This window comes from Pseudomonas sp. NS1(2017), from assembly GCF_002269425.1.
GTDB classification, from domain to species: Bacteria; Pseudomonadota; Gammaproteobacteria; order Pseudomonadales; family Pseudomonadaceae; genus Aquipseudomonas; species Aquipseudomonas reactans.
In genome coordinates this window covers 2958389-2983521 of the sequence record NZ_CP022960.1, presented here as the reverse complement: position 1 = coordinate 2983521, position 25133 = coordinate 2958389, and the positions used below count along the sequence as shown (strand labels likewise).

Annotated in this window: 29 protein-coding genes, 1 tRNA gene and 1 pseudogene; 15 read left to right on the top strand and 16 right to left on the bottom strand. The window is 59.8% G+C overall.

Going from position 1 to position 25133, the window contains the following annotated elements; genetic code table 11:
* Positions 1–314: 314 nt before the first annotated feature.
* Together CI807_RS14100 and ung are read right to left on the bottom strand one after the other, a co-directional pair.
* Complete coding sequence (locus tag CI807_RS14100; protein ID WP_095015070.1) at positions 315–2345, bottom strand: hypothetical protein; 2031 nt, start codon at positions 2343–2345, stop codon at positions 315–317.
* A gap of 230 nt (positions 2346–2575) precedes the next feature.
* Positions 2576–3268 carry a uracil-DNA glycosylase gene (gene ung / locus CI807_RS14095; RefSeq protein ID WP_095015069.1) on the bottom strand — a complete coding sequence of 231 codons (693 nt, stop codon included), beginning with the start codon at positions 3266–3268 and terminating at the stop codon, positions 2576–2578.
* A gap of 136 nt (positions 3269–3404) precedes the next feature.
* Here ung and CI807_RS14090 point away from each other — a divergent pair, with 136 nt between their 5' ends.
* On the top strand, positions 3405–4517 hold the full coding sequence (locus CI807_RS14090) for an enoyl-CoA hydratase/isomerase family protein (RefSeq protein WP_095015068.1): 1113 nt from the start codon (positions 3405–3407) through the stop codon (positions 4515–4517).
* 48 nt (positions 4518–4565) lie between these two features.
* On the opposite strand, the gene CI807_RS14085 is transcribed toward CI807_RS14090, so the two are convergent.
* Positions 4566–4928 (bottom strand): hypothetical protein, encoded by a 363-nt coding sequence (locus tag CI807_RS14085; protein WP_095015067.1) that lies wholly within the window; start codon positions 4926–4928, stop codon positions 4566–4568.
* A gap of 185 nt (positions 4929–5113) precedes the next feature.
* On the opposite strand from CI807_RS14085, the gene CI807_RS14080 reads away from it, so the two are divergent.
* From CI807_RS14080 to CI807_RS14065, 4 genes are all read left to right on the top strand, one after another.
* Entirely contained in the window at positions 5114–5326 is a 213-nt protein-coding gene (locus tag CI807_RS14080) for a cysteine-rich CWC family protein (protein WP_095017545.1), read from the top strand.
* Positions 5326–6018, top strand: coding sequence for a 16S rRNA pseudouridine(516) synthase (locus CI807_RS14075; RefSeq protein ID WP_095015066.1), 693 nt, complete (start codon positions 5326–5328; stop codon positions 6016–6018). The genes CI807_RS14080 and CI807_RS14075 overlap by 1 nt, the downstream gene beginning before the upstream one ends.
* A gap of 305 nt (positions 6019–6323) precedes the next feature.
* Positions 6324–7208, top strand: coding sequence for an alpha/beta fold hydrolase (locus CI807_RS14070; RefSeq protein ID WP_016975147.1), 885 nt, complete (start codon positions 6324–6326; stop codon positions 7206–7208).
* 210 nt (positions 7209–7418) lie between these two features.
* Positions 7419–7492: transfer RNA gene (locus CI807_RS14065), tRNA-Gly, on the top strand.
* A 218-nt stretch (positions 7493–7710) separates the two neighbouring features.
* Here the strand turns inward: CI807_RS14065 and CI807_RS14060 are convergent.
* Positions 7711–7950, bottom strand: a complete 240-nt coding sequence (locus CI807_RS14060; RefSeq protein WP_095015065.1) for a DUF6124 family protein — start codon at positions 7948–7950, stop codon at positions 7711–7713.
* Positions 7951–8418: 468 nt separating this feature from the next.
* Here CI807_RS14060 and CI807_RS14050 point away from each other — a divergent pair, with 468 nt between their 5' ends.
* Positions 8419–8712 carry a type II toxin-antitoxin system RelE/ParE family toxin gene (locus CI807_RS14050; RefSeq protein WP_095015063.1) on the top strand — a complete coding sequence of 98 codons (294 nt, stop codon included), beginning with the start codon at positions 8419–8421 and terminating at the stop codon, positions 8710–8712.
* A gap of 2 nt (positions 8713–8714) precedes the next feature.
* Positions 8715–9023 (top strand): addiction module antidote protein, encoded by a 309-nt coding sequence (locus CI807_RS14045; protein ID WP_016975142.1) that lies wholly within the window; start codon positions 8715–8717, stop codon positions 9021–9023.
* On the opposite strand, the gene CI807_RS14040 is transcribed toward CI807_RS14045, so the two are convergent.
* Both CI807_RS14040 and CI807_RS14035 read right to left on the bottom strand, forming a co-directional pair.
* A complete protein-coding gene (locus tag CI807_RS14040; protein WP_095015062.1) occupies positions 9016–10182 on the bottom strand; it encodes an MFS transporter in 1167 nt (388 codons plus the stop codon). The two genes, CI807_RS14045 and CI807_RS14040, sit on opposite strands and share 8 nt — an antisense overlap.
* Entirely contained in the window at positions 10179–11342 is a 1164-nt protein-coding gene (locus tag CI807_RS14035) for an MFS transporter (RefSeq protein ID WP_095015061.1), read from the bottom strand. Before CI807_RS14035 ends, CI807_RS14040 begins: the two co-directional genes overlap by 4 nt.
* A gap of 95 nt (positions 11343–11437) precedes the next feature.
* On the opposite strand from CI807_RS14035, the gene CI807_RS14030 reads away from it, so the two are divergent.
* The 4 genes from CI807_RS14030 (at position 11438) to CI807_RS14015 (ending at position 13882) form a co-directional block, all read left to right on the top strand.
* Complete coding sequence (locus CI807_RS14030) at positions 11438–12331, top strand: LysR family transcriptional regulator (RefSeq protein ID WP_095015060.1); 894 nt, start codon at positions 11438–11440, stop codon at positions 12329–12331.
* Between the two features lie 142 nt (positions 12332–12473).
* Complete coding sequence (locus CI807_RS14025) at positions 12474–12794, top strand: hypothetical protein (RefSeq protein WP_095015059.1); 321 nt, start codon at positions 12474–12476, stop codon at positions 12792–12794.
* A 79-nt stretch (positions 12795–12873) separates the two neighbouring features.
* Positions 12874–13374 carry a methylated-DNA--[protein]-cysteine S-methyltransferase gene (locus CI807_RS14020; RefSeq protein ID WP_028619316.1) on the top strand — a complete coding sequence of 167 codons (501 nt, stop codon included), beginning with the start codon at positions 12874–12876 and terminating at the stop codon, positions 13372–13374.
* Between the two features lie 82 nt (positions 13375–13456).
* Complete coding sequence (locus CI807_RS14015) at positions 13457–13882, top strand: low affinity iron permease family protein (RefSeq protein WP_038842343.1); 426 nt, start codon at positions 13457–13459, stop codon at positions 13880–13882.
* 54 nt (positions 13883–13936) lie between these two features.
* On the opposite strand, the gene CI807_RS14010 is transcribed toward CI807_RS14015, so the two are convergent.
* The 3 genes and pseudogenes from CI807_RS14010 to fos form a co-directional block, all read right to left on the bottom strand.
* A complete protein-coding gene (locus tag CI807_RS14010) occupies positions 13937–14464 on the bottom strand; it encodes a DUF4142 domain-containing protein (RefSeq protein ID WP_016975135.1) in 528 nt (175 codons plus the stop codon).
* 119 nt (positions 14465–14583) lie between these two features.
* Positions 14584–15006: pseudogene (locus tag CI807_RS14005) on the bottom strand (LysE family translocator); the annotation flags it as partial.
* 5 nt (positions 15007–15011) lie between these two features.
* A complete protein-coding gene (gene fos / locus CI807_RS14000) occupies positions 15012–15422 on the bottom strand; it encodes a fosfomycin resistance glutathione transferase (protein WP_095015058.1) in 411 nt (136 codons plus the stop codon).
* Between the two features lie 104 nt (positions 15423–15526).
* Between fos and CI807_RS13995 the strand changes: the two genes are divergently transcribed.
* The gene (locus CI807_RS13995; RefSeq protein WP_016975132.1) at positions 15527–15766 is read left to right on the top strand and encodes a CopG family ribbon-helix-helix protein; all 240 of its coding nucleotides are present in this window, start codon (positions 15527–15529) and stop codon (positions 15764–15766) included.
* Positions 15756–16040 carry a type II toxin-antitoxin system RelE/ParE family toxin gene (locus CI807_RS13990; protein ID WP_025855368.1) on the top strand — a complete coding sequence of 95 codons (285 nt, stop codon included), beginning with the start codon at positions 15756–15758 and terminating at the stop codon, positions 16038–16040. The genes CI807_RS13995 and CI807_RS13990 overlap by 11 nt, the downstream gene beginning before the upstream one ends.
* A gap of 8 nt (positions 16041–16048) precedes the next feature.
* Here CI807_RS13990 and CI807_RS13985 read toward each other — a convergent pair whose 3' ends face one another.
* Complete coding sequence (locus CI807_RS13985; RefSeq protein WP_256578761.1) at positions 16049–16957, bottom strand: LysR family transcriptional regulator; 909 nt, start codon at positions 16955–16957, stop codon at positions 16049–16051.
* A 77-nt stretch (positions 16958–17034) separates the two neighbouring features.
* Between CI807_RS13985 and CI807_RS13980 the strand changes: the two genes are divergently transcribed.
* The gene (locus CI807_RS13980; protein WP_095015056.1) at positions 17035–17523 is read left to right on the top strand and encodes a DMT family transporter; all 489 of its coding nucleotides are present in this window, start codon (positions 17035–17037) and stop codon (positions 17521–17523) included.
* Here the strand turns inward: CI807_RS13980 and CI807_RS13975 are convergent, their stop codons facing one another.
* The 6 genes from CI807_RS13975 to yiaY form a co-directional block, all read right to left on the bottom strand.
* Positions 17524–18855 carry an MFS transporter gene (locus tag CI807_RS13975; RefSeq protein WP_095015055.1) on the bottom strand — a complete coding sequence of 444 codons (1332 nt, stop codon included), beginning with the start codon at positions 18853–18855 and terminating at the stop codon, positions 17524–17526.
* 59 nt (positions 18856–18914) lie between these two features.
* Complete coding sequence (locus CI807_RS13970) at positions 18915–19856, bottom strand: hydroxymethylglutaryl-CoA lyase (protein WP_095015054.1); 942 nt, start codon at positions 19854–19856, stop codon at positions 18915–18917.
* Positions 19853–21046 carry a CaiB/BaiF CoA-transferase family protein gene (locus CI807_RS13965; RefSeq protein WP_095015053.1) on the bottom strand — a complete coding sequence of 398 codons (1194 nt, stop codon included), beginning with the start codon at positions 21044–21046 and terminating at the stop codon, positions 19853–19855. Before CI807_RS13965 ends, CI807_RS13970 begins: the two co-directional genes overlap by 4 nt.
* Before the next feature lie 89 nt (positions 21047–21135).
* A complete protein-coding gene (locus CI807_RS13960; RefSeq protein WP_095015052.1) occupies positions 21136–22044 on the bottom strand; it encodes a LysR family transcriptional regulator in 909 nt (302 codons plus the stop codon).
* Entirely contained in the window at positions 22044–22718 is a 675-nt protein-coding gene (locus CI807_RS13955; protein WP_095015051.1) for an NAD(P)H-binding protein, read from the bottom strand. Before CI807_RS13955 ends, CI807_RS13960 begins: the two co-directional genes overlap by 1 nt.
* 91 nt (positions 22719–22809) lie before the next feature.
* Positions 22810–23958, bottom strand: a complete 1149-nt coding sequence (gene yiaY / locus CI807_RS13950) for an L-threonine dehydrogenase (protein ID WP_095015050.1) — start codon at positions 23956–23958, stop codon at positions 22810–22812.
* 123 nt (positions 23959–24081) lie between these two features.
* Here yiaY and CI807_RS13945 point away from each other — a divergent pair, with 123 nt between their 5' ends.
* The gene (locus CI807_RS13945) at positions 24082–25098 is read left to right on the top strand and encodes a DUF4917 family protein (RefSeq protein ID WP_095015049.1); all 1017 of its coding nucleotides are present in this window, start codon (positions 24082–24084) and stop codon (positions 25096–25098) included.
* Positions 25099–25133 lie beyond the last annotated feature (35 nt).

Here is a 25133-nt window from a genome sequence, read left to right as displayed (position 1 = left end):
GCTTGCGGAATTCGATAAGCTGGAACCGTCATTAATCAGCTCTACCTGCTACTGCTCGGCGACTGCACACTGATTTCATACGCAGTTAACACGTAAAAAAAAAATGTCGTAACTGTCAAAGTTGACAGGTTAATCAACCCAGAATCGCAGATAACTGAATCGACCTTGAGGCATCAGGCAACGGCCACCCGCTATTGGTCAGACTCATCTAAATGGCGTTTTTTTATTGCGAAATAAACTGAGGGGCTCATCTACGTTGAACACAATCGGGGAAGCATTGCGCCCCCCGATCGTTTACCACTGCCAAGCTTCGGTTAATCCCCAATACAGGGAGGGCTGTTGGGCTGGTTCAGCGATATAAACACCAGCCTGCGGTTTGAATCGCCCATACCGCCTCCACCGCTTTTGATAACCCGGTACCGCACAACCGCCGAGCCATGACGCGGATTGGTCTGGCCGTCAGCCGGTTTCACCAGCCCCGGCGCCAGGATATAAGGGTCAAACGGCACCCAGAAGTCATACCCATCCTCAGCCTCTTGTTGCGACAATGTATGGCGGAACGTTTCGATGGTTTCCGGGATGACCCCGCTGGGGTGGCCGTTGGTATTACGGTAACTCTCCCAGGACAACACCACCTCATCGCCCCCCGATAACCGGCTGACATCACCCGGAACTCGCACACGCGCACCTCGTTCCCAGGGTCGCAGATCGCAGTTAATAAAGCCCGCTCCGGGGCCCGGGCCATAGGTGACATCTGGAAACTCTGGGTCAAGCAACCCGATGATCGGTACGATATTGATCGTCACGTCGGTATCGGGTGAGCGCTGCCGGTTAACCCCGTTAAATGTCCAATAAAACGTGGGTACAGTGCCGCCTGGGGTCTGCTCGATCAGTGACCACTGGACGAAAAACTCAATTTCGTCACCAGCCCTGTCTTCGCGCCGCACGATATAGGTGTCGGCAAGCACAGGAGGACTGCCCCACATCAACTCCAGAACCTCGCTCTCGACGGGGCCGACATACAGCGGCACGATAACGCGGGCAGGTTGGTCGCGGTCATTGATAGTCAGCAGGTTATCGCCGTCCCGGCCCTTGACCGTGACCCTTTTCAGCAACAGGTTCACCGGGTCCGGATTCGTCGGACTCACCGGGCCTGCGACGGTCAGGTTAACACGCACAAACCTGGGGGCTGAGCGCCTGGGTGCGCCGGTCCCGCGCTGCCAAGTGTAGTCCGCCCGGATCGTGCCAGGAACAAACTCAAACCCACCAGAGGCAAGGGTCGGGTAGTCGATCTGCACAACGATCGGCCACACTTGACCTGAGCCAATGACAATCGAAGGCAAGCGGATACCGTCCCACAACGGCACCACGACGTCGCCTGGCGCAGCCCCCACTATCTCTAGGATAAGCATGTAGACCCCACCCGGAGGGCCCGGGTCCCGAGCATCCTCCAGGTCGATCAGGCCGTCGATCAATAACTGAGGAACTTCCACCGCTCTGAGAAGGCTCGGTGTGGGGGTAAGGTCTATCAGCAGGACTGAAGTACGTGAAGGCGGACCTTCATTTCCCGCCCTGTCATTCAGAAAATATCGGGCGTTGTATTCGCCATTGGGATGGCCCCGGAGCACGTCGCCTGTCAGGACCAGTTCAATAGGATCGCCATCCAGATGCGCCTGAGTGATCGAGGTATGAGCAACCCCTTCCGCAAGTACCCGGCGCTTGGACTTGAGTTTGCTCAAGGGTAGAAGCACCAAATCACAACTCACTTGATCCTCAAGGCGAATGTCCGGCCAGCGCCGAACCTCTGCGACGACCTGGTCACCATTGGCGGCCAGATACGCATCCGTCACCCCAAGAGAATCTATCTCTGGCGGAAAGATCAATGCATCCCCCCGATTGTTCTGGTTAGGAGCCGTCTTATCGATATTGATCAGAATCGGACTGGATGGGCCGGCAGTATCACCTGGCACCAACACAACCGTGTAACGCAACAGATGCAAGCCAGGCGCATTCAGTTTTATCTGCGGCACATGACCGGTCAAGGGCAGGTCCGAAGCATCGTAAGGGGCGGTAATGGACTGGCTATCGAATGGCGTCCGCTCATCGTCCCAATAGAAGTGGATCCAAGTGACCTCACCCGGATCCAAGCCATCTGAACCGCCCCATAAGGTCTGCACCTCTACCGGTAAGTCCGCCGCCTGAGCGGAGAGCGGTATGGTGTACGCTGTCTCATCATTCAGTAAAGGCAACGCAAAGGGCTGCGGTACCACGGGTTCAGCCGCCATTTTCGGAGTCGGAGGGTCACTCTTGTAATGATTCGTGTCCGACAGTGCGTTCTTTGGCATTTCCACTCTCCTCAACACTATGTTCAGTGACCGGCCACCGACTGCCTGCTGATAAACAGCAGAGCAAAAAGGCCGGGAGAACAGTTAAGGGGCAAAACGCACAGTCGGATACTGTCAGAAATAACAGGTAGGGCCAGCGCCAGCGCGTTGCACTGCCGTCACGACCAATGTAAGGCCCCAGTAAACCGGGGCTTTTATGCCATAAGGCGGGAGTCCAGCACTTCTGCCGCTCAGACAGGTGGCAAAACCCAATCAATCGGCGTCTCGCCATTTTGCTCAAGAAACTTGTTGGTCCGGCTGAAATGCCCGCACCCCAAAAACCCGCGGTACGCCGACAACGGCGACGGGTGCACCGAGGTCAATACCAGATGCTTGGTCGCATCGATCAGCTTCTGCTTGCCTTGGGCATGGGCGCCCCACAGCAAAAACACCAGATGCGGCTGGTGCTCGCTGACCACCTCGATAATGCGGTCGGTAAAGAACTGCCAGCCCTTGCCCGCATGGGCGTTGGCATTGGCGCGCTCGACGGTCATGGTGGTGTTGAGCATCAGCACGCCCTGGTCGGCCCAGCTTTGCAGGTAGCCGTGGTTGGGGATGTCGATGTTCAGGTCGCGCTTGAGCTCTTTGTAGATATTGACCAGCGACGGCGGCGCCGGCACGCCCGGTTGCACCGAGAAGCACAGGCCGTGGGCCTGGCCGGGGCCGTGGTACGGGTCCTGGCCGAGGATCACGACTTTCACCTTGTCCAGCGGTGTGGAATTGAGCGCGTTGAAAATCAGCGGGCCCGGCGGGTAGATCTCTTTGCCGGCGGCATGTTCCTGGCGCAGGAACTCGCGCAGCTGGGCCATGTACGGCTGCTCGAACTGATCCCGCAGGGCGTGCTTCCAGCTGGGTTCGAGTTTGATACGGTCGTCTTCGGTCATGGTTGAATAGTCTTGTAAAAAAGAATGAGGCGAACCCTAGGAAAGCCGACCCCGCTTGTCAATTGATCTGACACACCAACGGCGCTTTCCTACGAAGCGATCATACTCATCCTTCACCTTCTCGATTGAGGTCACGATGAACCTGCACTTCGAAGAGCTGACCGGCAGCGACGGTGCCCGCATTGGCGTCGCCAGCCTCGACGCTGAAAAATCCCTCAATGCCCTGTCCCTGCCGATGATCCTGGCCCTGGGCGAACGCCTTGACGCCTGGGCCAAGGATCCGAACATCCACTGTGTACTGCTGCGCGGCAACGGCCCCAAGGCGTTTTGCGCCGGGGGCGAAGTGCGCAGCCTGGCGCAGGCCTGTCGGGAACAACCTGGCGTGGTGCCGGCCCTGGCGGCGCAATTTTTCGCGGCGGAATACCGTTTGGATTATCGCCTGCACACTTACCCAAAACCGGTGATTTGCTGGGGCCACGGCTATGTGCTGGGGGGCGGCATGGGCCTGTTGCAAAGTGCCGCAGTGCGCATCGTCACGCCGAGCAGCCGGTTGGCCATGCCGGAGATCAGCATCGGCCTGTACCCGGACGTCGGCGCCAGTTGGTTTCTGTCACGCCTGCCGGGCAAGCTGGGGTTGTTCCTCGGCCTTACCGGCGCGCATATCAATGGCCGCGACGCTCTGGACCTGGGCCTGGCCGACCGCTTCCTGCGCGATGATCAACAAGACGAGTTGCTTGATGGTTTGCTGCAATTGAACTGGCAGGAACAGACCGCCATGCAACTCAACAGCCTGCTCAAGGCGCTGGCCCAGGAAGCTGTCGACCAGCAACCCGAAGCGCAGTGGCTGCCGCGACGGGCCCAGATCGACGAATGGCTGGACGTGGGCGATGTGCGGTGTGCCTGGCGTAATTTGAGCCCACTGCGTGAGCATGCCGATCCCCTGTTCAGCCGTGCCGGCAAAACGCTGAGCGAAGGCTGCCCGTTGACCGCTCATCTGGTGTGGGAACAAATCCAGCGTGCCCGGCACCTTTCCCTGGCGCAGGTGTTCCAGATGGAATACACGATGAGCCTCAACTGCTGCCGTCATCCGGAATTCAGTGAAGGGGTACGCGCGCGGTTGATCGATAAGGACCAGACGCCGCATTGGCATTGGCCGGATATCAATACGATTCCGGAGGCGGTGGTGCAGGCGCATTTCAACAAGGCGTGGGAAGGCCGCCATCCGTTGGCCGACCTGTCGGATTACTGACACCCATAAAAAAGCGGCGCTTCATGCGCCGCTTGTAATACAGGCCTGTCAACGGTGACCGCCGCGGCCACCTCCATGGTCGGAACCGCGTCCATGCCCACCATTGCCCCAACGTTCACCGCCCCAGCCCTGGTTTGGATACGGCCGGTAACCGGCACGCGGCCCATAATAGCGAGGTGCTGGCTGGTAATAACGTGGCGCCGAGTAGTAGCGCGGTTGTGGCGCGTAATAGCGCGGTGCAGGGTAGTAATCACGGCGGTATTGGTACGCCGTGCCGCCGCCGTAGTAGTACACCGGCGCCGGTGAGGTGTAGACCTCGGAACGGTAATAGCTCTGGCCGCCATCGTAATAGGGCACGCAAGCGGAAAGGGTCAGACCGAGTAAAGCGCTGAGCAGCAGTCGTCGATACATGGCGGCCTCCTGGACCGCGGAAGAGCGCCTCCAGCGACGCTGGAGGGCGGCATTCGGCTTTCACCGAATGACGAAATATCTGACATCAAAAACTGAATCTGGTGCGTTTTGGACATAGGCTGAAACATCTGTTTCCGACGATCTGGTATCGTGCGAGGACTTCCGCGATGTTGCCTGAACCCACCATGACCACGCCCACTCACTGCCCCGCCTGCGGCGCGCGCAACGACTGCACCCTGGCCGACCCGCGCACAGCCGACCAAGCCTGTTGGTGCTACGGCGTGACCATCGACCCGGCAGTGCTCGAAGCCCTCCCGATGGCGCTGCGCAACAAGGCCTGCCTGTGTCCGCGCTGTGCCCAGGTGGATGAGCAGTTACGCGAGGCTGAGCCGAAGTAATGCGGGTTGATCGCTTCCTCAGTAACCTGCCGCGTTTCAATCGCCAGCAAGTTCGCCTGCTGCTGGTTGAACGGCGTGTGTCGGTTGATGGCGTTGCCGTCAGCGATCCTCATCATGAGGTTCGCGAGTTCAGCCGTGTGTGCGTTGACGATGAAGTGCTGCAGGCCGGCAAACCAGCGCGCTACTTCATGCTGCACAAGCCCCAGGGTTGCGTGAGTGCCACCGCAGACCCGCAGCACCCAACCGTGCTGGATTTACTTGATGAGCCGGACAAAGGTGAGCTGCACATTGCCGGTCGTCTGGATTTCAACACCACCGGTCTGATGCTGATCACCAACGATGGCCAATGGTCGCGGCGGCTGACGCAGCCACAGACCAAACTGCCTAAGGTCTACCTCGTGGAAACCGAGCAGGCTATCGGCCCTGAGTATGCAAGTACCTTTGCCGAGGGTCTGTACTTCGCATTCGAAGACCTCACCACCCAACCCGCCGAGTTGGAATTGCTAGGGCCGACCACCGCACGGCTGAGCATTGTCGAAGGCCGCTACCACCAAGTGAAACGCATGTTCGGGCACTTTGATAACAAGGTGATCAGCCTGCACCGCGAGCGGATGGGCCCTTTGGTGCTGGATGTGGCTCTTGCGCCGGGCCAGTATCGGGCGCTGACTGACGACGAAATCCGACAGGTCTGACGACCGTTCAGCCGGTGATGGCAAAAAACCGCCCTGTCGCCTTGCGGGGTCGCACCTCTGCTGCTTGAATCAGGATCACCAGTTTAAATATGACTGGCGAGTCGCCTATAACCTCCAAGAAACAACTTGCCCCGCCCGCGTTTGATCTACGGGCCTCTCAGGCAAACAGCCCGCCATAACAACAGCCGTCGGCCAGCCGTCATCGGACCGACATGGGCCCTCCTTTTCCAGGCGTATGCCTACCTGTCACAAAGCTCGTGCAGAGTGATCTGCGCGCCCTACCCGCTTGCCAGGAGTCTTACGACATGAGGCCAGAAATCGCTGTGTTGGATATACAGGGTCAGTATCGGGTTTACACGGAGTTCTATCGCGCGGACGCTGCTGCAAAGACCATCATCCTGGTCAACGGCTCCATGGCCACCACGGCATCCTTCGCCCAAACCGTGAAAAGCCTGTACCCGCAATTCAATGTGGTTTTGTACGACCAACCCTACGCTGGCCGCTCCAAAATCCATAACCGCCATGAGCAAATGCTCACGAAAGAAGTCGAGGGCCAGCTCCTGCTGGAACTCATCGATCACTTTGCCGCCGAACACGTACTGTCCTTTTCCTGGGGCGGCGCCGCCACCCTGGTTGCCCTCGCCCATCGCCCTCGGCGGGTGGAAAAAGCAGTGATCAGTTCCTTCTCCCCGGTGATCAACGCCCCGATGCGCGACTACCTGGAGCGCGGCGTCGACTACCTCGGCAACCTCGACCGCGACCGCGTCGGCCACCTCGTCAACAGCACCATCGGCAAACACCTGCCGTCACTGTTCAAGCGCTTCAACTACAAGCACGTGAGCAGCCTGGCCGAGCATGAGTATGGGCAGATGCACTTTCACATCAGTCATGTGCTGAACAGTGATCGCCTGTGTTACCTGAAGGCGGCCAAGCAAATTGATATTCCGGTGCTGTTTCTCAACGGTGAATGGGACGAATACACCAGCGCCCAGGACGCCAAGCTGTTCGGCCAGCATGTGGCCAACAGCAGCTTCAGTACGATTCAGGCGACGGGGCATTTCCTGGACATGGAGCACAAAGCGGCGTGCCGGGACAGCCGGGAGGCGGTGGTGGGCTTCTTGAAACCGCAGCGGCAAGTCAGCCGGTTGCGCTATCACCAGGGTCAGGCACAGCATGCCTTTGCACTCTGAAATACACTCCCTTGTAGGAGTGAGCTTGCTCGCGAAGAACGTCAACGATAACGCTCGCTTTCTGGAGGAACGCGGCGCTCTTGAGTCTTTCGCGAGCAAGCTCGCTCCTACACTGGGTCATTTCGTCATGTAGGGCACTTATAACCCACACATTTTTGAAGAAAAACTTCAAATCCCCGCGAACATCTGGTACAAAGTCAGCCGCTCTGAGCGGGTATAGTTTAATGGTAGAACAGTAGCTTCCCAAGCTTCCGACGAGGGTTCGATTCCCTCTACCCGCTCCACTCAAATTCTGCTCCCGCGTCAAGTTGTGTTTGACGGGGGATGCATAAAAAACCGGTCCTGGATGGCCGGTTTTTTTATGCCTGGCATTTGATGAGTCGACCGGGGTGCATAACCCGCACGCTCCAAAAGTTATGTGGGCCGCGCCGCAGGAACAGTATTCATGGCTCCCCTCCCCCTTGGTATGGGCGGCCTGGGAAGGCAAGCCTATGCGGTTCGCCTAGGCGACTTGATCCACGCGGTCCTGCGCCGCTTCCACCAGCATCAGCCCCAACTCGATCATTTGCTGGATCGCAAGGGCCAGGTAGCGCTGTTGGGAAGGCAGGGTTTCGGCGAACTCATTGGTCATGGCTCCCGCGCCGGCGATGGTTTCGTAGGCGTTGGCGAGCAGTGCTTCGGTGTTGGCTTCGGGACGGACGCTGAACAGTTTTACGGATGGATTACATGAGTCATTACACATCTGTTGATCCTCGGTAAGGACCACCACCCACAGGGTTAGGGTGGCAGCTGTACGCAGGTTAGTAGACCGGGAAAATTCATCCGAAAAAACCGGCGCGCCCGAAGACGCCCTACGTACAGCTACCAATAAGCACAGGCATGAAAGTGCCTGACGGTAAGGACAGCCGTACGCCGGATAAATTTTCAACGGGCTACTAAACCCGACCGCTGATGGGCAGCGGCAGACGAACCTTAAAGAGGTCGCCCAAGACGCACAACTCGGACGATTCTGATCGTTGTGTAGGCAATGCCGCAAGGTTCGAATACAGCCTCTCTCCCCGAACTGCCACTGCAAATTTTGGCAACAGGAAAGCCTTCAAGAACGTTTGAAACTGAAGCGCTCCCCACGCATCCTCCCCAGCCTTTGCCATCCGCCATTCTTATTGCCAACAAGTATCCACTTGGATACAGTTAGGCCTTGCGAGGTCCTGTGAGCTATCTGATCCAGCAAACCCAAGTCTTCATTAACTGGCGTTCAGAAGTACGCGACCTACGAGCAAAGATCGCGATAGGTCGACGTATCGAAAGAGCCAGCATGGGTAACCTGGGCGATATCAAGACACTAGGTAACGGCATCTCAGAAATGCGGATAGACGTTGGTTCGGGTTATCGAATTTATTTCACTTTGCGAGGTAAGGTGATCGTCATCTTGCTGGTAGGCGGTGACAAGTCTTCCCAGGACACTGATATCCGTAGAGCCAAAAAATTGGCAAAAGAGGTTTGATCATGAAACAAACGCTGACGACATTTGATATGGCTGAACTGCTCGACAGCGACGAGGCCATCAGTGAATACCTCTCTCAGGTTCTGGCCGACGGCGACAATCAAGAATTTCTTCGCGCCATCGGCTACGTGGCTAAAGCCCGAGGAATGACCAAGATCGCTGCCGAAGCGGGCATGGGTCGTGAGAGCCTTTATAAGGCATTCGCCCCTGGCGCAAAACCTCGCTTCGAAACTGTACTCAAAGTACTCCACTCCCTCGGTATCGATCTATTTGCGCGGGCTGGACATCCGGTCGACCGCTCGATTATTTGAGCTCGAAGCCCCGCCGCACCACCCACGCCAACGGCAACGTCACCAACAACACCCCCGCCAATACCATCACCGCCACCGAAACACCCAGCGCATCCCCCACCCCGCCGAACACCACCGGCGCAAGCGCACCACCCCCAATGGTGCCGGTGTAGAACACCGCAAACGCCTGTTCCCGCTTCCCCGCGCCCGCCAGGTCCGGCACGGCGCCGTAAAGCACGGATGACGTGCCATTGAGCACCAAGCCCAGCAACGGCAGCATCGCCATCAACCCGGCCAGCGGCACATACACCGCGGCAACGATCAGCAACGCGGTGCTGGTTTCCGTCAGCCATACGGTTTTCATCATGCCGATGCGCGCCCCCAGGTAACCGCAGAGCAATTTGCCGAATGCGCCCCCGATAAACAGCAACGTCAGAGCCACGCCAATACCGGCAGTACCCGCGCCTTTCGCTTGCAGCAGAAACGGCAGGAAGGTCAGAAAACCCATGCGCACGGCGCTGTCGAGGGTGCCTGTGAGAATCAAGGCGCGCAGGCCGGTGACAGAGCCACTTCCGCTGAAGGATTTGGTGTGTTTTGTTGAGATGGATTCGGATGCTTTTGCAGGAACCAACCACCACAGCAATCCTGCCGCTGCCAAGCCGAGCAACCCCAGCAACGTCGCGCTGGCACGCCAGCTAATGACGGTGAGCAGCAGGCCAACCAAACCCGGAATCAGCGTTTTGCCGATATCGCCGGAAAAGTTGTACTGGGACAGTGCCTGCTTGATTCCGCCACCGTCCTCGTAGGCGTCGCTGATCATCGAAGAGGCCAGTGGGTGTTGGGTGCTGGCGCCCAAGCCACCTAATAGAAGTGCCAGCAGCAACATCCCCCATCCAGTGGCTTGGCCCACCATTAGATAAGCCGCACCGGCAAGTGCTGTGCCGCCCACCAGCATCGATACACGGCCCCAGCGTTTCGCGGCGCGACTGGCCATGAGTTGGAACACTGCCATCATCCCGGAATAGGCACCGCGTAACAGTCCGATCTGGGCGTAGGACAGCGCGAACTGCGCCTGCCAGATCGGCAATAGCACGTAGATGACATCGGTAAGGCCATCATGCACGGCATGGGCGCTGCAGCCGGCGATCAAGGTACGGCGGCGGGTTGAGGTGTCGTTCATGACGTGGGGACCCGTTGAGGTTTAACGGGCTTCCAGCCAGTGAGCGCGATCAACAAGGTCAGCACCTGGAAAGTAATAATCAGTGCCACGCACCCGGCCCAGCCCCAACGCTCCCAGATCAACGCAGGGACAATCGCGCCGCAACTGCCGCCCAGGTAGTAACAGGTGAGGTACACGCCCACGGCGCCTGCTTTGTTGTCACCTGCGGTCGCGGTGGTGAATGCGTTGGCCGCCGCCTGGGCCAGGAACACGCCAGTCGAGCTGAGGGCCAGGCCTGCAACGATGCACCACAAAGAGGGCAACAGCGTCAGCGCGGAGCCGGTAATACCCAGCACCGCAGCCACGCTCAGCAGTTCAGCATGTGGTCGAGCCTTGCTGAGACGACCGGCAATGGGGATTACGATCAGCGCCAGCAAGAACACCATGTACAGCGTGCCCAACGCCGCAGACCCCAGGCTGAACGGCGGTAAGCCAAGGTACAAACCTGCGTAGGTAAACGCTGCCACCTGGGAAAACAGCACGCAAAAACCTACTGCGTAGGCGGCCAATAAAGGCTTGCGAAATACCGCCGAAAACGCAGTTTCAACCCTCACGGAGCGCGCACGGCTGACCGGCAACAGGAACTGGATAAACCCACCCACCATCAGGCTTAGCACCGCCATCAATTCAAAGGCTTCGCGCCAGCCCACGTACTCCGTCATCACACCCGTGACGAAGCGCCCGGCAAACCCACCCAACACCGTCCCGGCCACGTAAAGACTGGTGACCTCCGTGACCGTGCCGCCACGCCAGCGGTCGCCGATGTACGCCACGCTGGTAGCGAACACCACCGGAATCAGCATGCCCTCCACAAACCGCCACACCAGCACCTCGGCAAAGCTGTCGGCATAGGCTGTCATCAACGCAGGCACCGCCAGCAACAACGCCGCAGCGCTGATCACCGTGCGTTGCTCAAAGCGCCCGGTCAGCCGGCTGACAAAAGGCGCAGTGATCGCCACCGCCAGGGTCGTCACGGTGATACTCCACCCCGCCGCCTTGGCGCTGATGTGAAACTGCGCGGCGAACGTCTGGAGAATGCTCTGGGTGGCATACAGATTGAGAAACGCCGCGCAGCCACACAGGAACAGGGCAAGACGGGCACAATGCAGGCGCGGTTTCATGAAACCTCTCGTTTTATTTTGTGAGGTCTTTATAGAATGGCCGGCAGGTCTAGAACCAATACCGATTTCGGACCGATCGATACCCAAGGACCAGGATGCTCGACCTACGCAAGCTGCGTTACTTTCTGACGGTCGCCGAAGAATTGCACTTCGGCCGCGCGGCCATTCGCCTGCACCTGGCGCAGCCGCCGCTGACCCGCCAGATCTCGGCACTGGAGACCGAGTTGGGCTTCAAGTTGTTTGATCGCACCAGCCGCACGGTTACCCTCACCGCGCAAGGCCGCTCGTTCCTGCCCTATGCCCGTGGTGTGCTGGAGCAGGTTGAGTTGGCGCAAGTGATCGCCGGCAAACTGGCGGCGGGCACTGCAGGGCAACTGACGCTGGGGTATGTGAGTTCGATCGCGCTGTCGGACCTGTTCAGCCAAGCGATCCAGGCGTTTGCCCTGCGTTTTCCCGATGTGCAATTGACCCTGGTGGAATGCGCCTCGGGCAGCCTCGGCGCGCAGGTGGCGGACGGGCGGCTGGATATCGGCTTGAGTCGCCTGTTGCCGCAAGGCGAAGCGGTGCAAGCGCTGTCCCTGGGCGAAGAAAGGCTGGTGGCCGCCGTGTCCAGTGAGAGCCCGTTGGCCCGCCAGGCAAGCGTCAACTTGGCGCAGCTCAGTGCCTACCCGTTGATCCTGTTTCCGGCGGATTATGGATCGGGGCTCAACCAGTCCATCGAGCAGCTTTATCGGCATCACGGCCAACCTTTGCGCCCGGGCCCGACCGGGCGGCAGATCACGTCGATCATCGCGCTGGTAGCAGCCGGGCAAGGTGTGGCGTTGGTGCCGGCATGTACGCAGAGTTTGATGAATAAAGGCGTGACGTACCGGCCGCTGGCGGAAGTGGATGCGTGTGCGCAACTGTTAGTTCTTACCCGAAAACAAGAACACAACTTATTGATCCAAGCCTTTATGAACGTCATAAATGGAGTGATACAGCCTAGATAGCGTATTTAAAGGTTCTAAAAGAGCCCTCGTAGGTCTCTCTGTCGTTCACTATGAAAGGATGCGATCGCGTTGATTACCAAGCTTTGGTGGTTAGTACCCTTTTGAGGGTAGATTTTAAAGTGCTGCAACAGGAAAGGTAACGATGCTCCTACTCAAGCCCAGCCACTCCAGACACCCCACCTACAAGGTGATCGGCCTGGTACTGATCCTGCCGCTGATGATCTCGTTGATGAGGCTGGGTGGAACGGGTGTGCTATTCGCCCTTGCGACTTCAGCCTATGGCGTCTGGTTCGCGGTTCGGTACGCCAGTACGGGGCTAAAGGTGACGGCTGTGCTGGTCACGTTGCTCAATATCCTCTCAACGGTGTTGCTATCGACTCCCTCGGTGTTGATGGCCCTCGGTTACATCGCGTGGTTGTTCGCTTATCCGGCGTTCTCGGAGTGGCTCTACTGGCGGCGCTGAATTTGATCGCAAGAAACGTAGTTTGCCGATCAGCGCTCCACTCTAGACTCCCACTACACCCACCTTCAGGAGCCCGCTCATGACCTACGAATACAAACTCATGCCCTCCCCGGTCGGCCAACTTACCCTGGTGGCACGCGACGGCAAACTCAGCGCCATCCTGTGGGAAACCGAGCGCGCCAACCGTGTACGCCTGGGTGAATTGTACGAAGCGCCTGAAAGCCCGGTGCTGGTGGAAACCCAACGCCAGTTGCAGGAGTATTTCGCCGGCACCCGCAACCATTTCGAGCTGGAGCTGGATTTCGCCGGCACTGACTTCCAGAAACAAGTCTGGCAGGCGCTGCTAACGATTCCCTTCGGCGAAACCCGCAGCTACAGCCAGATCGCCCAGCAGATCGGCAACCCGAAAGCGGTACGCGCAGTGGGTGCCGCCAATGGGCGTAACCCCATATCGATCATTGCGCCGTGCCATCGTGTGATTGGTGCGTCGGGTGGGCTCACCGGCTTTGCAGGAGGGTTGGAGGCCAAACAGTATTTGCTGGCGCTGGAAGGTACAGGCCAGGCTGAGTTGGCGTTCTGAAGGCCCTCAGCAAATGTAAAAAGAAATTTCAAAGAATCCCTGCGGTCCATTATTTCATCACCCCCTTCCAAGGAAAACGGTCATGAAATTCTCCGCAGTCTCCCAATCCCTGTCCCGTTGGGCCGGCAGCCCGCGCACGTTCTACGCGGCAGTGGCGTTGATCCTGGCGTGGAGCCTGAGCGGGCCGTATTTCCACTACAACGATACGTGGCAACTGATCATCAACACCTCGACCACCATCATCACCTTCCTGATGGTGTTCCTGATCCAGAACACGCAAAACCGCGACAACGACATCCTGCATATCAAGATCGATGAACTGCTGCGCGTGTCCAAGGATGCACAAAATGCCGTGCTCAGCCTCGACGGCCTGGACCGCAAGGAACTGGAAAAACTGCGCCAGGAATACCGCAGCATCGGCAACACGGGTACGGTGAGCCTGAATAGCAGTTGCGGTCATGCTGCCGACGATGCGGCACCGACCAAGACCGATTTGAACCAGGCATAAAAAACGGCGGTTGGATCTGATCCAACCGCCGTTGTTTTATTTCAGGTGACGCACTTAACCGTCGCCTTGATGACCTTTACCGTAGGTCGACGCCAAGGCGCGAGCCTTCTGCAAACGTTCTTCCAGCTTGGGCAGCGTCTCATCGACCAGCGCTTTTATTTCCGGCACATCCGACGCCGCGCCTTCCTGTTTGAACAGCGCGATGGCGTCTTCGTTTTCCTTCACCTGCTGTGCGGTGTAGGCCGCATCAAACGAGTCGCCGTCCTTGAGTTCGGGCATCAGGGTTTCGGCTTTGTCGACGATCTTTTCCCGCGGCGCCACCGGCAGATCAAGCTTCTTGGCGATGGCCGCCAGGTGCTGGTTGGCCAGGGTGCGCTCGTTGATCACCTCGATGGTGTAGTCCTTGATCTCTTGGGAAGAGGTCTTGGCGTGGGCCATGCGACTGGTTTCGATATCGGCCATCCCTTTGGCCGAAGCCTGCTCGATGAATTCGGCAGGCGACTGGGCGAAAGCATTGCTGGCGCCGAGGCCCAGCAGCATCGCGAAACTGGCGGTGCGTAACCGGATAGCCATGCGGCTCATGATGGGTTCCTCCAGGCTGAAAATAAGGGCGGGGGAACACACCCCGCCCTCAATTCGAATTTTCAGGGCGGCAAAGGTTTAGAAAAAACTCGCCAGTGCGACGAACGGTCATCGTTAAATCAAGCGGGTTTGCTGCCAAACAGGCCCGGCAACGCGTGCGCCAGAGCATTGATGGCGAAGCCGATAAACATCACACCACAGAGCTTGGTGATCAGGATTTCATGGCGTTGATACACCGTACGCACCCTCTGCGCGCCGACCACGCCGATCAGGATCGCGTAGGCCAGCAGGCCGCCGACGAAGCTCAGGAAGATCAGCGACGGCAGCATCGACCAGGTCAGTAACTCGGCACGGCTGGACAACAACGCCGTAAACGTCGCCACCGCCACCGGGTACGCCTTGGGGTTGGTCAGGCCGAACAGGATGCCGTGCCAGAACGGATGCCGCGCCGCCCCCTGAGGCGCGTCACTGCTGCGACGCTGGGTGCGGATCGCGCGCCAGCCGAGCCAGAACAGATACAGGCCGCTGAGTACACCGAGCACCCGTGCTACGGGTAAAACTTCATTCCGGCATAGGGCTTGGCGCGACAGGCTTGCAGCCGCGAGGCCAGGTCGCCGACATGGGCTTCGAGCTTGTGGCCATCGGGGTCGAGAAAATAGAACGAGGCACCTTCACTGCGGTTGTCGCGCCACTCTTCTACCTGGGCTGCTCGCAGGCGCTCTACGAACCTGGTGAAATCAGCCGCAGCCACGGTAAACGCGTAATGGGAGTAATCGGCGGCCGGCTTCGAGTCGCGCAGCGGATCGAGCGATAAGCACAACCAAAGGCTCGGCAGTGAGAGATAGGCGCCGGCGTCCCAGGTGGCGTCGAGGTGAAGTTGCAGCAGCTCATGGTAGAAACGGATGCTGCGCGGCAAGTCGGTGACGGCCAGGGTCAGGTGGTTGAAGCCAGAGAGCATGGATACTCCTTTCACAATCGGAGCGCCCCCTGACGAACGGGGGAAACCAGGGACGCGGTGACAATGTAGTATGTTGCACTACATGTCACTACAACGAGGTTGTCATGTCTGTCATGTCCCTACGTATACCGGAAGATATCGCCGATACGCTTGCCAGTCTCGCCAAGGCCACCGGGCGCAGCAAATCCTTTCTGGCGGTTGACGCATTGCGCGAATACCTCACGCGCGAAGCCTGGCAAATTGAGGAAATTCAAAAAGCCCTGAAAGAAGCGGATGCGGGTGATTTCGCTACCGCTGCCGAGGTAAAAGCTGTCGCTGATAAATGGCGCACCAATGCAGGTTGAGTGGCTGAGGGCAGCCCTCAGGAACCTTGACGACGAAGCGGCTTACATTGCCGAAGAAAATCCAAAAGCTGCCCATGAATTTGTCCAGGCGATCTTGACTGGGCTCCAACAGATTGCTGAATTTCCAGCGATGGGAAAAGAGGGACGCGTGCCAGGGACTCGCGAATGGGTCGTGCCTAGATGGCCCTACATTGTCCCGTATCGCATCCGAGAGGGCCGATTGCAAGTCATGCGGATCTTCCATACCCGACGCCAGCCACCCGCATCCTGGTGATGAATGGCTCAGATTTGTAACACCCCCTGCACCCGCCCAATCAACCACTGCAACCCCGAATCCCCACCCCGCCGTGCATGCCACGCCAGCTCGAACGCAAACGACGGAATATGAAAGGGCGGCGGCACCGCCAGCAAATACTCTTGATCAATCGCTAGCACGCCTCGGGAAGACACGGTCAGGATCAAGTCCGTGCCCCGGATCAACTGCGGCGCCACGCCCCAGTGCGGCAGGCTGATCGCCACATGCCGACGCTCGCGAATCGCCGTCAGCGCCCGCTCGATTTCCGGCGTGCCGCTGCCGCGCATTTCCAGCAATACATGGGGGCGTGACAGATAGGTGGGCAGATCCAATAAGCCGCTTGCCGGCAGGCTGTTGCGGTCCACCAGGCAGATATAGTGCTCTTCGAACAATGGCGTAGTCCGCAGTTCGGCCGGTATGTCAGGGAACACTCCTGCCGCCAGGTCGAGGTCGCCATTGAGCACGCCATCCACCATGCCTTCACGGCTGGCCTGGATGATTTGCAGGTCGATACCTGGCGCTTCACTGCGCAGCGTTCGCACCAGGTCGGGTAAGAAAATCGCCGCGCTGTAGTCAGACATTGCCACCCTAAACCTGCGCTTGGCCGACGCCGGGTCAAAGCGATTCGGCGCCAGCAAGGCCTGCACCTTGGCCAGGGCTTCAGCCAGTGGCGCGGCCAACTCCAGCGCGCGGGCGGTCGGCACCAGGCTGCCGCCTTGGCGCACCAGCAGCGGATCACCGAGCAGCTCACGCAGACGCGCCAACGCATGGCTGACTGCCGGCTGGCTCAGGTGCAAACGCTCAGCCGCACGGGTGACGTGTTGCTCGCTGAGCAAGGCGTCGAGGATCACCAGCAGGTTGAGGTCGATGCGGCGCAGATCATTCATTAGCTGCATGCTCAGCATAAGAACTTGGAATTTAAATTTGCGCGACGAATAGCCTAGAGTCCAGCAAAACCTCTGGGAGATTCGACATGACGACGTTGCATTGGGTGGGCTTATTGGCGCTGGCGGTTATCGCCGGAGCGGTGGTGCCGTTTCAAAGTGCGATCAACGCCAACCTCGGACGCGGCCTCGGCCACCCGTTGTGGGCTACGCTGGCGTCGTTGCTGGTGAGCATCATCGTGTTGCTGCCGGTGATTCTGGCGCTGCGCCTGCCGTTGCCGAGCCTGGCGTTTATCAGCAAGGCGCCGCTGTGGATGTGGGCCGGTGGCGCGTTTGGCGTGTGCTTTATTTCCCTGGCATTGATGCTGTTGCCCAAGCTTGGCGCCTCGGGGTTTATTGCGCTGGCCATGGCCGGGCAGATTCTGGCGTCGCTGGTGCTGGATCACTTCGGCCTGTTCGGCCTGGAGGAGCGCCAACTGACAACGCCCCGTGTGCTAGGGGCGTTGTTATTGATCGGCGGCGTGGTGTTGATTCAGTTCAGCGCCGCGCCCACTCGCGCCTTGGCAACCACTGGCTGATCAGCCCTTGTCGAGGGTGCGCAGTTTTTGCGGCAGGCCCCACAGCAGCAACGCCGCCGCCAGCAACGCACACACGCCAATTACGTAAAGCGCTGGCGTGGTGCTGCCGGTGAGGTCCTTGATCCGCCCCACCATCACCGGGCTGACAATGCCACCAAACTGACCGAGGGTATTGATCACCGCAATCCCGCCCGCCGCGCCGGCGCCAGCACCGGCCAGTAGCTTGGGTGGCAGCGTCCAGAAGGTCGGGATCGACGCAATGATGCCCGCGCCCAACATGCCCAGGGCAATGATCAGGAAGGTGGTGTGATCGGCAAAAATGCCGGCACTGAAAAAGCCCACTGCACCGAGCACCACCAGGCCGCAGACAAACTTACGCCGTTCGCCCGTGGCATCCGACAGCCGCCCGATCACCACCATGCTGATGGCGCCACACACATAAGGAATCGCCGTGAGCAGGCCGATCATCACCGGGCTCTGGGTGCCCGCGCTGCGGATCAACTGCGGCGCCCAGAAGTTGAGACCGTAGGACGCCACCTGGATCAGAAAGTAGATGAAACCGAGCATCAGGAACCCTGGAATACGGATCGCCGACAACAGCGAGCCACCGTGCTGGGTCGGCTCATGCTTGGCGATGCGGCTCGACAGCAGGGTCTTCTCCGCCGCCGTCAGCCAGTGGGCGTCTTCGATGCGATCCTTGAGCAAGGTCAGCACCAGGAAACCCAGGCCGATACACGGCAAGCCGCCGAGCAGGAACAACCAGTGCCAGCCGCGCATTTGCAAAACACCGTCGAGGTGTTCCAGCACCAGGCCGGAAAACGGTGCGCCCACCAGGCCCGCGAAGGCCGAGGCCAGGAACAGCATCGAGGTGATGCGCCCACGGAAGTGCTGCGGGAACCATAAGGTCAGGTAATACAGCACGCCTGGGGCAAAACCCGCCTCCATCGCGCCGATGATGAAGCGCAGGCCGTAGAACTGCCATTCGGCGGTGACAAACACCATGGCCGCCGTCGCCAGCCCCCACGACATCATGATCCGCGCAATCCAGCGCCGCGCGCCGACCTTGTACAGCATCATGTTGCTCGGCACTTCGAAGATCACATACCCCACCACAAACAGCCCGGCCCCCAGGCCGTAGGCGGTGTCGCTCAGGCTCAGGTCAGCCTGCAACTGGAACTTGGCGAAGCTGATGTTGATCCGGTCAAAAAACGCGAACAGATAACACACCATGATCAGCGGCATCAGGCGCCAGGCGACCTTGCTGACCAGGGCTTTTTCAGCATCGATTTCAGCGGCCGGGCGCGCGCCGGCCTCCAACGTATTAGTGCTCATGGTTTCTCTCCAGCGGGCTGCTCACAGGCGCCCGATTGTTTTTGTTGTCTGGTGCGGTGTTACAGCGTGGCGATGTAGGCAGGCGGTGGATGCAGATCGCAGTTGCGTCCGGCCTTGGCGACCTGGCCGGGCAACTCATGTCCAAGCAAAGCGGGAAGACGGCGGGACATATGCAGCAGGTGCGGCAGGTCGATACCGGTATGAATCCCGACTTCATCACACAGGTTCACCAGGTCTTCGGTGCAGATATTGCCCGACGCCCCCGGCGCAAACGGGCAACCGCCCAAGCCACCCAGCGCTGCGTCAAAACGACGAGCGCCGGCCTCATAGGCGGCCAGCACGTTGCACAAGCCCAGGCCTCGCGTGTTGTGGAAATGCAGGGTCAGATCGCTGGCGGACACACGTTCCAGCACGCGTTTGACCAGGCGTGCCACCTGACGCGGATTGGCCATGCCAGTGGTGTCCGCCAGGCTGATACCCTGGATGCCCAGCGCTTGATACGCCTCGACAATCTGCAACACGCGGTCTTCATCAATTTTGCCTTCGAACGGGCAACCGAAGGTCGTGGCGATGCTGCCGTTGAGCCTTACCGGGTAATCACGGGCAAAACTGACGATGTCATCAAACGCCGCCAACGACGCCTCGCAGCGCATGCGCATATTGGCCAGGTTGTGGGTCTGGCTGGCGGACATCACCAGGTTCAGTTCATCGGCGCGAGACGCGACGGCACGCTGCGCGCCCTTGAGGTTGGGGATCAGCGCCACGTAGATCACTCCCGGCTTGCGCTCAATGCCCTGGAACACTTGCTCGCCATCGCGCAATGCGGGGATAGCCTTGGGCGAGACGAACGAACCGGCTTCGATCCGCGAAAAACCGGCGAGGGAAAGCTGGTCGATCAGGGCGATCTTGTCGGTCGTCTCGACCCAGGTCGGCTCGATCTGCAGGCCGTCGCGCGGCGACACTTCCTGCACAATCAGCGCGTCGGAATAGTCAGAAATCATTGCACCACTCCCGAGGTTTTCAGGCGTTGGATATCGGCAACCGTCAGGCCCAGATCGCCAAGGATCGCGTCGGTGTGCTGGCCCAACGTCGGGCCCTGCCAGTTCACGCCGCCAGGGGTTTCCGAGAGTTTGGGCACAATGCCCGGCATCTTCACCGACACACCGCCCGGCAGTTGCGCAGTGAGCAACATGTCACGCGCCTGGTAGTGCGGGTCGCTGACGATATCGGCCACGGAGTAGATACGCCCGGCGGGTACTTCAGCGGCTTCCAGGGCGCTGAGTACCTGCTCGATGGGCAGGCTGCTGGTCCAGTGGGTGATCGCGGCGTCGAGCAATCCACTCTTGGCCGCGCGGCCATCGTTGTGGGCGAACTCAGGCGCGTCAGCCAGGTCGGCGCGGCCGATGGTAGTCATCAGGCGTTTGTAGATCGGGTCGCTGTTGCCGGCGATCACCACGTAGGCACCGTCGGCCGTGAGGTAGGTGTTGGACGGCGCAATGCCCGGCAAGGCGCCGCCGCTGCGTTCGCGCACATGGCCAAGCATGTCGTATTCCGGCACCAGGCTTTCCATCAGGTTGAACACACTTTCGGCCAGTGACACATCGACAATCTGCCCATCGCCCTGCCCCGTCTTGACCCGCAGCAGCGACATCAGCGCGCCGATCACGCCGTGCAACGAGGCCAGGGAATCGCCCAGGCTCACACCCACGCGTGCCGGCGGCGAATCCGGATTGCCGGTGGTGTAACGGATACCGCCCATGGCCTCGCCGATGGCTCCGAAACCCGGACGGTCGCGGTAAGGGCCGGTCTGGCCATAGCCGGAGATGCGCACCAGGGTCAGCTTGGGGTTGAGGGCGTGTAGCACGTCCCAGCCGAGGCCGAGTTTCTCCAGGCCGCCGGGACGCAGGTTTTCAATGAGGACGTCGGCGTCGCCGAGCAGTTGCTTGATCAGGTCCAAGCCTTCCGGCGACTTGAGATCCAGCGCCAGCGACTTCTTGTTGCGCGATTGCAGGTACCACCACAGCGACGTGCCTTCATGCAGCTTTCGCCATTTGCGAAGCGGGTCGCCCTGGCCCATGGCTTCGATCTTGATCACCTCGGCGCCAAACTCGGCCATCAGCCGGGCGGCGAACGGCGCGGCAATCAGGGTGCCGATCTCGATCACCTTGATACCGCTCAGGGGAGCCGTCATGGGGTGTACCTCTTATTCTTGGAATGTGATGCCAAGACTAGAGGTCAGGTGCAGGAGAAATCCAACCGTCAGTTGGCAAGGAGCGTTCGCTAAACGCGAACACTCAGGTAATCAAACAGCAACCGACTGACCGGCGACAACTGCGCCTCATCGCGCACCACCAGGATCAGGCTGCGATCCGACCAGTCATCCGTCAGCGGCACGGCATGCAAACCCAATGCACGACCAAACAGTTCATAGGCTTTTTGCGGCAAGATACCGATACCCATGTTCGCCTGGACCATCCGGCACATTGCATCGAACCCTGGCACATGAATGCGCAGGCGCAGCATCCTGCCCGCCTCGCGCGCGGCGGCGTGGGTGCGCATGTTGATGGAGCTGGCGGCGTGCAGGCCGACGTAATCACTGTCTAGGGTGTCGACAAAGGCCAAGGTTTTGCGCGCCGCCAATGGGTGATCCGCAGGCATCAGCACCACCAGCTTATCGTGGCGATAAGTCACGCTGGGCAGGCCTTTGGTATCGGTGTCGCTGGAGCAAATGCCCAGGTCCGCCACGCCATCCAGCACGCCTTGCACCACACCCTTGCTGGGACGCTCTTCCAGGTCGGTTTTCACTTCCGGATGCCGCTCGGAAAAGTCCCGCAGGTCTTCCGGAAGAAACTGAATGATTGCCGACAGATTGGCCAGCATCCGCACGTAGCCCCGTACGCCGTGGCTGTGCTCGCCCAACTCCAGGCCCATCTTCTCGACGTTGAACAGCATCTGCCGTGCATGGTGCAACAGGGTTTCGCCAGCGGCCGTCAGGTCCATGCCCTTGGCCCGCCGCACGAACAGGCTGACGCCCAGCACCTGCTCCAATTCCATCAAGCGCTTACTGGCGGCCGACACGGCAATGGCTTCGCGGTTGGCGGCGCGGGTCAGCGTGCCTTCCTCAAATACCGCGACGAACAGCTGCAGCGTGATCAGGTCCAGCCGCCGCACCAGGCTCTTGTGCAGCATCAGCGACGCTCGCTGGCCAGCCGATTGATCTCGGCCTGCTCCACCACCGGCTGCGGCGCGCCTTGGCTCGCGGCCTGCAACATCGCCCGGCCCACCGTCTCGGTGCTCACCACCCAACCCGGTTTCAGCCGCCGCACAAACGTCAACAGGGGGCCAAGCACCGAGTAGAAGGATTGGTAAAGCGGCGTCTTCGAACGCACGCCATGCAACGGCTGGATGACGCCCGGACGGAACAGGTACACCGCTTTGAATGGCAGGCGCAGCAACGCGTTCTCGGTCTTGCCCTTGACCCGTGCCCACATCGACTTGCCCGCCTCGGAGCTGTCGGTACCGGCGCCGGACACATAGATAAACGTCATGTGTGGATTGAGCCGCGCCAACGTGCTGGCGGCGACCAAGGTGAGGTCGTAGGTGAGGTGGGTGTACTTGACTTCATTCATCCCCGCCGACGAAACGCCGAGGCAGAAAAAACACGCATCAAAGCCTTGCAACAGGTTTTCCAACGGCTGGAAATCCAGCATGTCGCTGTGCAGCACCTGATGCAGCTTGCCGTGTTCCTGGGTCAGGGCTGTGCGGCCGACGGCGACGACTTCCTGCACGTCGGCGGCCAACAGGCACTCACGCAGCACGCCCTGGCCGACCATGCCGGTGGCGCCGAATAACAGAACTCTCATAGGGGGACCTCAGCGGCAAGCCGCAAGCTTCAAGCTCAAGTTGAACGCATTCAGCGTGTAGCTTAACGCTTGCGGCTAAAGGCTGCCCCTATCAAAACGCGCTGCGAAAGATCTCCTCGATCTGACGCTGATCCGCCCGCCGAGGGTTGGTCAGGCCGCAGGCATCTTTCAGCGCGTTGGTCGCCAGTAAAGGAATGTCCTGCAACTTGGCGCCCAGTTCGCGCAGTCCGGCCGGGATTTCTACATCGTGGGCCAGGCTGCGAATCGCGGCGATAGCGGCCTGGGCGCCCTCTTCGTCGGTGATGCCCTTGACGTCGGCCCCCAACGCACGACCCACGTCGCTCAGGCGTTTGGCGCTGACGCTGGCGTTGAAGCTTTGCACATGGGGCAGCAACACCGCGTTGCAGACACCGTGGGGCAGGTCGTAGAAACCACCCAATTGGTGCGCCATGGCATGCACAAAACCCAGGGATGCGTTGTTGAAGGCCATGCCGGCGAGGAATTGCGCATAGGCCATGTTTTCTCGGGCGGCCTTGTCGCTGCCGTCGCGTACCGCCAGGCGCAGGTTGGCGCTGATCAGTTCGATGGCTTTGATGGCACAGGCGTCGGTGATCGGGTTGGCGGCGGTGGACACGTAGGCTTCGATGGCATGGGTCAACGCATCCATGCCGGTGGCGGCGGTAAGCCCCTTGGGCATGCCGACCATCAGCGCCGGGTCGTTGACCGACAGCAGCGGCGTGACGTTGCGGTCGACGATGGCCATTTTCACATGGCGGTTTTCGTCGGTGATGATGCAGAAACGTGTCATCTCGCTGGCGGTGCCGGCGGTGGTGTTGATGGCCACCAGGGGCAGTTGCGGTTTGCCGGACTGGTCAACGCCTTCGTAGTCGCCGATATGCCCACCGTTGGTGGCACACAGGGCGATGCCTTTGGCGCAGTCATGGGGTGAACCGCCGCCCAGGGACACCACGAAATCGCAGGCGCTTTCCTGCAACAGTGCCAGGCCTTTCTCGACGTTTTCCACATTCGGGTTGGGCTTGGCGCCGTCGTAGATCACCGAGTCGATGTCCTGCATCGCCAGTTTCTCGGCGATCATGCTCGCGATGCCGGCCTTGGCCAGGCCAGCGTCGGTAACGATCAGCGCTTTGTGAAAACCATAGTTGCGAATGGCGGTCATGGCTTCGTCGAGGCAGTCGGTGCCCATGATGTTCACGGCGGGGATAAAGAAGGTGCTGCTCATGGTCAATCCTCAGAGGCTTTATGCCTACAGCATCAACCTGCGCTACCCGCCGCATCTTGATCAGGATCAACACCGACCCGTGATAAAGTCTCCGTCCAGCCGATTTCGAGTAGACCCGCCGCAATGAAGGATTTCCAGGATATTGACGCCCACCTTGAAGACTGGAGCGCCCTGCGCAGCAGTACGGACTTCAACGGGATTCTGATCGGCAATGGTGCGAGCCGTGCCATTTGGGAAGACTTTGCCTACGACTCGCTGTTCGAAAACGCCCGTACCGTTGAGGAAAAGCCCCTGAGCCAGTCCGAGCTCAGCGTATTCGACGCCCTGCAAACCCGCAGTTTCGAGCAAGCCCTGGGCGCGTTGAAGACCACCAGCCGGGTCAACAAGGCCCTGGCGGTCAGCTCGGCGGCGCCGCGCAATCGCTATTACGCGATCAAGGAAGCCTTGATCAATACCATCCACGCGGTGCATATCCCGTGGCGCCTGGTGCAGCCGTCGACGCTGGCGACGATCAACGCTGAGCTGAAACATTACTCAACGGTATTCACCAGCAATTATGACCTGCTCAACTACTGGGCGATCCTGCACACGCCAGGCATCGATGACCTGTTCCGCAGCGCCGACGCCAGCTTCGACCTGCGCAATACCCGCACCGACGCCACGCGCATCCTCTACCTGCACGGCGGCCTGCACCTGGTGCGCAACCTGGATGGTACCGCGCGCAAATTGCCGACCACCGACAGCACCTTGCTCAGCAGCTTTGCGATCAACAACACGATCAAGACTCTTGATGACGTGCCGCTGTTTGTCAGCGAGGGCAAGGTTGAGGAGAAGCTCAAGACCATCCGCAGTTCGGATTACCTGTCGTTCTGCTATGAGCAGTTGCTCAGCCACGAAGGTGCACTGTGCATCTTTGGCCATGACCTGGGAACGCAGGATAAACACCTGGTGGATGCGATTCGCCAGGCCAGGCTGACTACATTGGCGATCTCGGTGTCGGGACGCAGTGAGGGATTTATCCGTCAGCAGAAGCGGCGGTATTCGGAGTTGTTCGATGGGACGGGTGTAGAACTGAAGTTTTTTGCGGCGCGCACGCATCCATTGGGCAATTCAGCGCTGTCAGTGCCTGTCGAACGCTGATCAAAATGTGGGAGCGGGCTTGCTCGCGAATGCGG

What these genes read in the sequence shown, in the direction of transcription:
- CI807_RS14100 (WP_095015070.1), bottom strand. Translation starts at nt 2,345, where the DNA reads ATGCCAAAGAACGCACTGTCGGACACGAATCATTACAAGAGTGACCCT.
- ung (WP_095015069.1), bottom strand. Translation starts at nt 3,268, where the DNA reads ATGACCGAAGACGACCGTATCAAACTCGAACCCAGCTGGAAGCACGCC.
- CI807_RS14090 (WP_095015068.1), top strand. Translation starts at nt 3,405, where the DNA reads ATGAACCTGCACTTCGAAGAGCTGACCGGCAGCGACGGTGCCCGCATT.
- CI807_RS14085 (WP_095015067.1), bottom strand. Translation starts at nt 4,928, where the DNA reads ATGTATCGACGACTGCTGCTCAGCGCTTTACTCGGTCTGACCCTTTCC.
- CI807_RS14080 (WP_095017545.1), top strand. Translation starts at nt 5,114, where the DNA reads ATGACCACGCCCACTCACTGCCCCGCCTGCGGCGCGCGCAACGACTGC.
- CI807_RS14075 (WP_095015066.1), top strand. Translation starts at nt 5,326, where the DNA reads ATGCGGGTTGATCGCTTCCTCAGTAACCTGCCGCGTTTCAATCGCCAG.
- CI807_RS14070 (WP_016975147.1), top strand. Translation starts at nt 6,324, where the DNA reads ATGAGGCCAGAAATCGCTGTGTTGGATATACAGGGTCAGTATCGGGTT.
- CI807_RS14060 (WP_095015065.1), bottom strand. Translation starts at nt 7,950, where the DNA reads ATGTGTAATGACTCATGTAATCCATCCGTAAAACTGTTCAGCGTCCGT.
- CI807_RS14045 (WP_016975142.1), top strand. Translation starts at nt 8,715, where the DNA reads ATGAAACAAACGCTGACGACATTTGATATGGCTGAACTGCTCGACAGC.
- CI807_RS14040 (WP_095015062.1), bottom strand. Translation starts at nt 10,182, where the DNA reads ATGAACGACACCTCAACCCGCCGCCGTACCTTGATCGCCGGCTGCAGC.
- CI807_RS14035 (WP_095015061.1), bottom strand. Translation starts at nt 11,342, where the DNA reads ATGAAACCGCGCCTGCATTGTGCCCGTCTTGCCCTGTTCCTGTGTGGC.
- CI807_RS14030 (WP_095015060.1), top strand. Translation starts at nt 11,438, where the DNA reads ATGCTCGACCTACGCAAGCTGCGTTACTTTCTGACGGTCGCCGAAGAA.
- CI807_RS14025 (WP_095015059.1), top strand. Translation starts at nt 12,474, where the DNA reads ATGCTCCTACTCAAGCCCAGCCACTCCAGACACCCCACCTACAAGGTG.
- CI807_RS14020 (WP_028619316.1), top strand. Translation starts at nt 12,874, where the DNA reads ATGACCTACGAATACAAACTCATGCCCTCCCCGGTCGGCCAACTTACC.
- CI807_RS14015 (WP_038842343.1), top strand. Translation starts at nt 13,457, where the DNA reads ATGAAATTCTCCGCAGTCTCCCAATCCCTGTCCCGTTGGGCCGGCAGC.
- CI807_RS14010 (WP_016975135.1), bottom strand. Translation starts at nt 14,464, where the DNA reads ATGAGCCGCATGGCTATCCGGTTACGCACCGCCAGTTTCGCGATGCTG.
- fos (WP_095015058.1), bottom strand. Translation starts at nt 15,422, where the DNA reads ATGCTCTCTGGCTTCAACCACCTGACCCTGGCCGTCACCGACTTGCCG.
- CI807_RS13995 (WP_016975132.1), top strand. Translation starts at nt 15,527, where the DNA reads ATGTCTGTCATGTCCCTACGTATACCGGAAGATATCGCCGATACGCTT.
- CI807_RS13990 (WP_025855368.1), top strand. Translation starts at nt 15,756, where the DNA reads ATGCAGGTTGAGTGGCTGAGGGCAGCCCTCAGGAACCTTGACGACGAA.
- CI807_RS13985 (WP_256578761.1), bottom strand. Translation starts at nt 16,957, where the DNA reads ATGCAGCTAATGAATGATCTGCGCCGCATCGACCTCAACCTGCTGGTG.
- CI807_RS13980 (WP_095015056.1), top strand. Translation starts at nt 17,035, where the DNA reads ATGACGACGTTGCATTGGGTGGGCTTATTGGCGCTGGCGGTTATCGCC.
- CI807_RS13975 (WP_095015055.1), bottom strand. Translation starts at nt 18,855, where the DNA reads ATGAGCACTAATACGTTGGAGGCCGGCGCGCGCCCGGCCGCTGAAATC.
- CI807_RS13970 (WP_095015054.1), bottom strand. Translation starts at nt 19,856, where the DNA reads ATGATTTCTGACTATTCCGACGCGCTGATTGTGCAGGAAGTGTCGCCG.
- CI807_RS13965 (WP_095015053.1), bottom strand. Translation starts at nt 21,046, where the DNA reads ATGACGGCTCCCCTGAGCGGTATCAAGGTGATCGAGATCGGCACCCTG.
- CI807_RS13960 (WP_095015052.1), bottom strand. Translation starts at nt 22,044, where the DNA reads ATGCTGCACAAGAGCCTGGTGCGGCGGCTGGACCTGATCACGCTGCAG.
- CI807_RS13955 (WP_095015051.1), bottom strand. Translation starts at nt 22,718, where the DNA reads ATGAGAGTTCTGTTATTCGGCGCCACCGGCATGGTCGGCCAGGGCGTG.
- yiaY (WP_095015050.1), bottom strand. Translation starts at nt 23,958, where the DNA reads ATGAGCAGCACCTTCTTTATCCCCGCCGTGAACATCATGGGCACCGAC.
- CI807_RS13945 (WP_095015049.1), top strand. Translation starts at nt 24,082, where the DNA reads ATGAAGGATTTCCAGGATATTGACGCCCACCTTGAAGACTGGAGCGCC.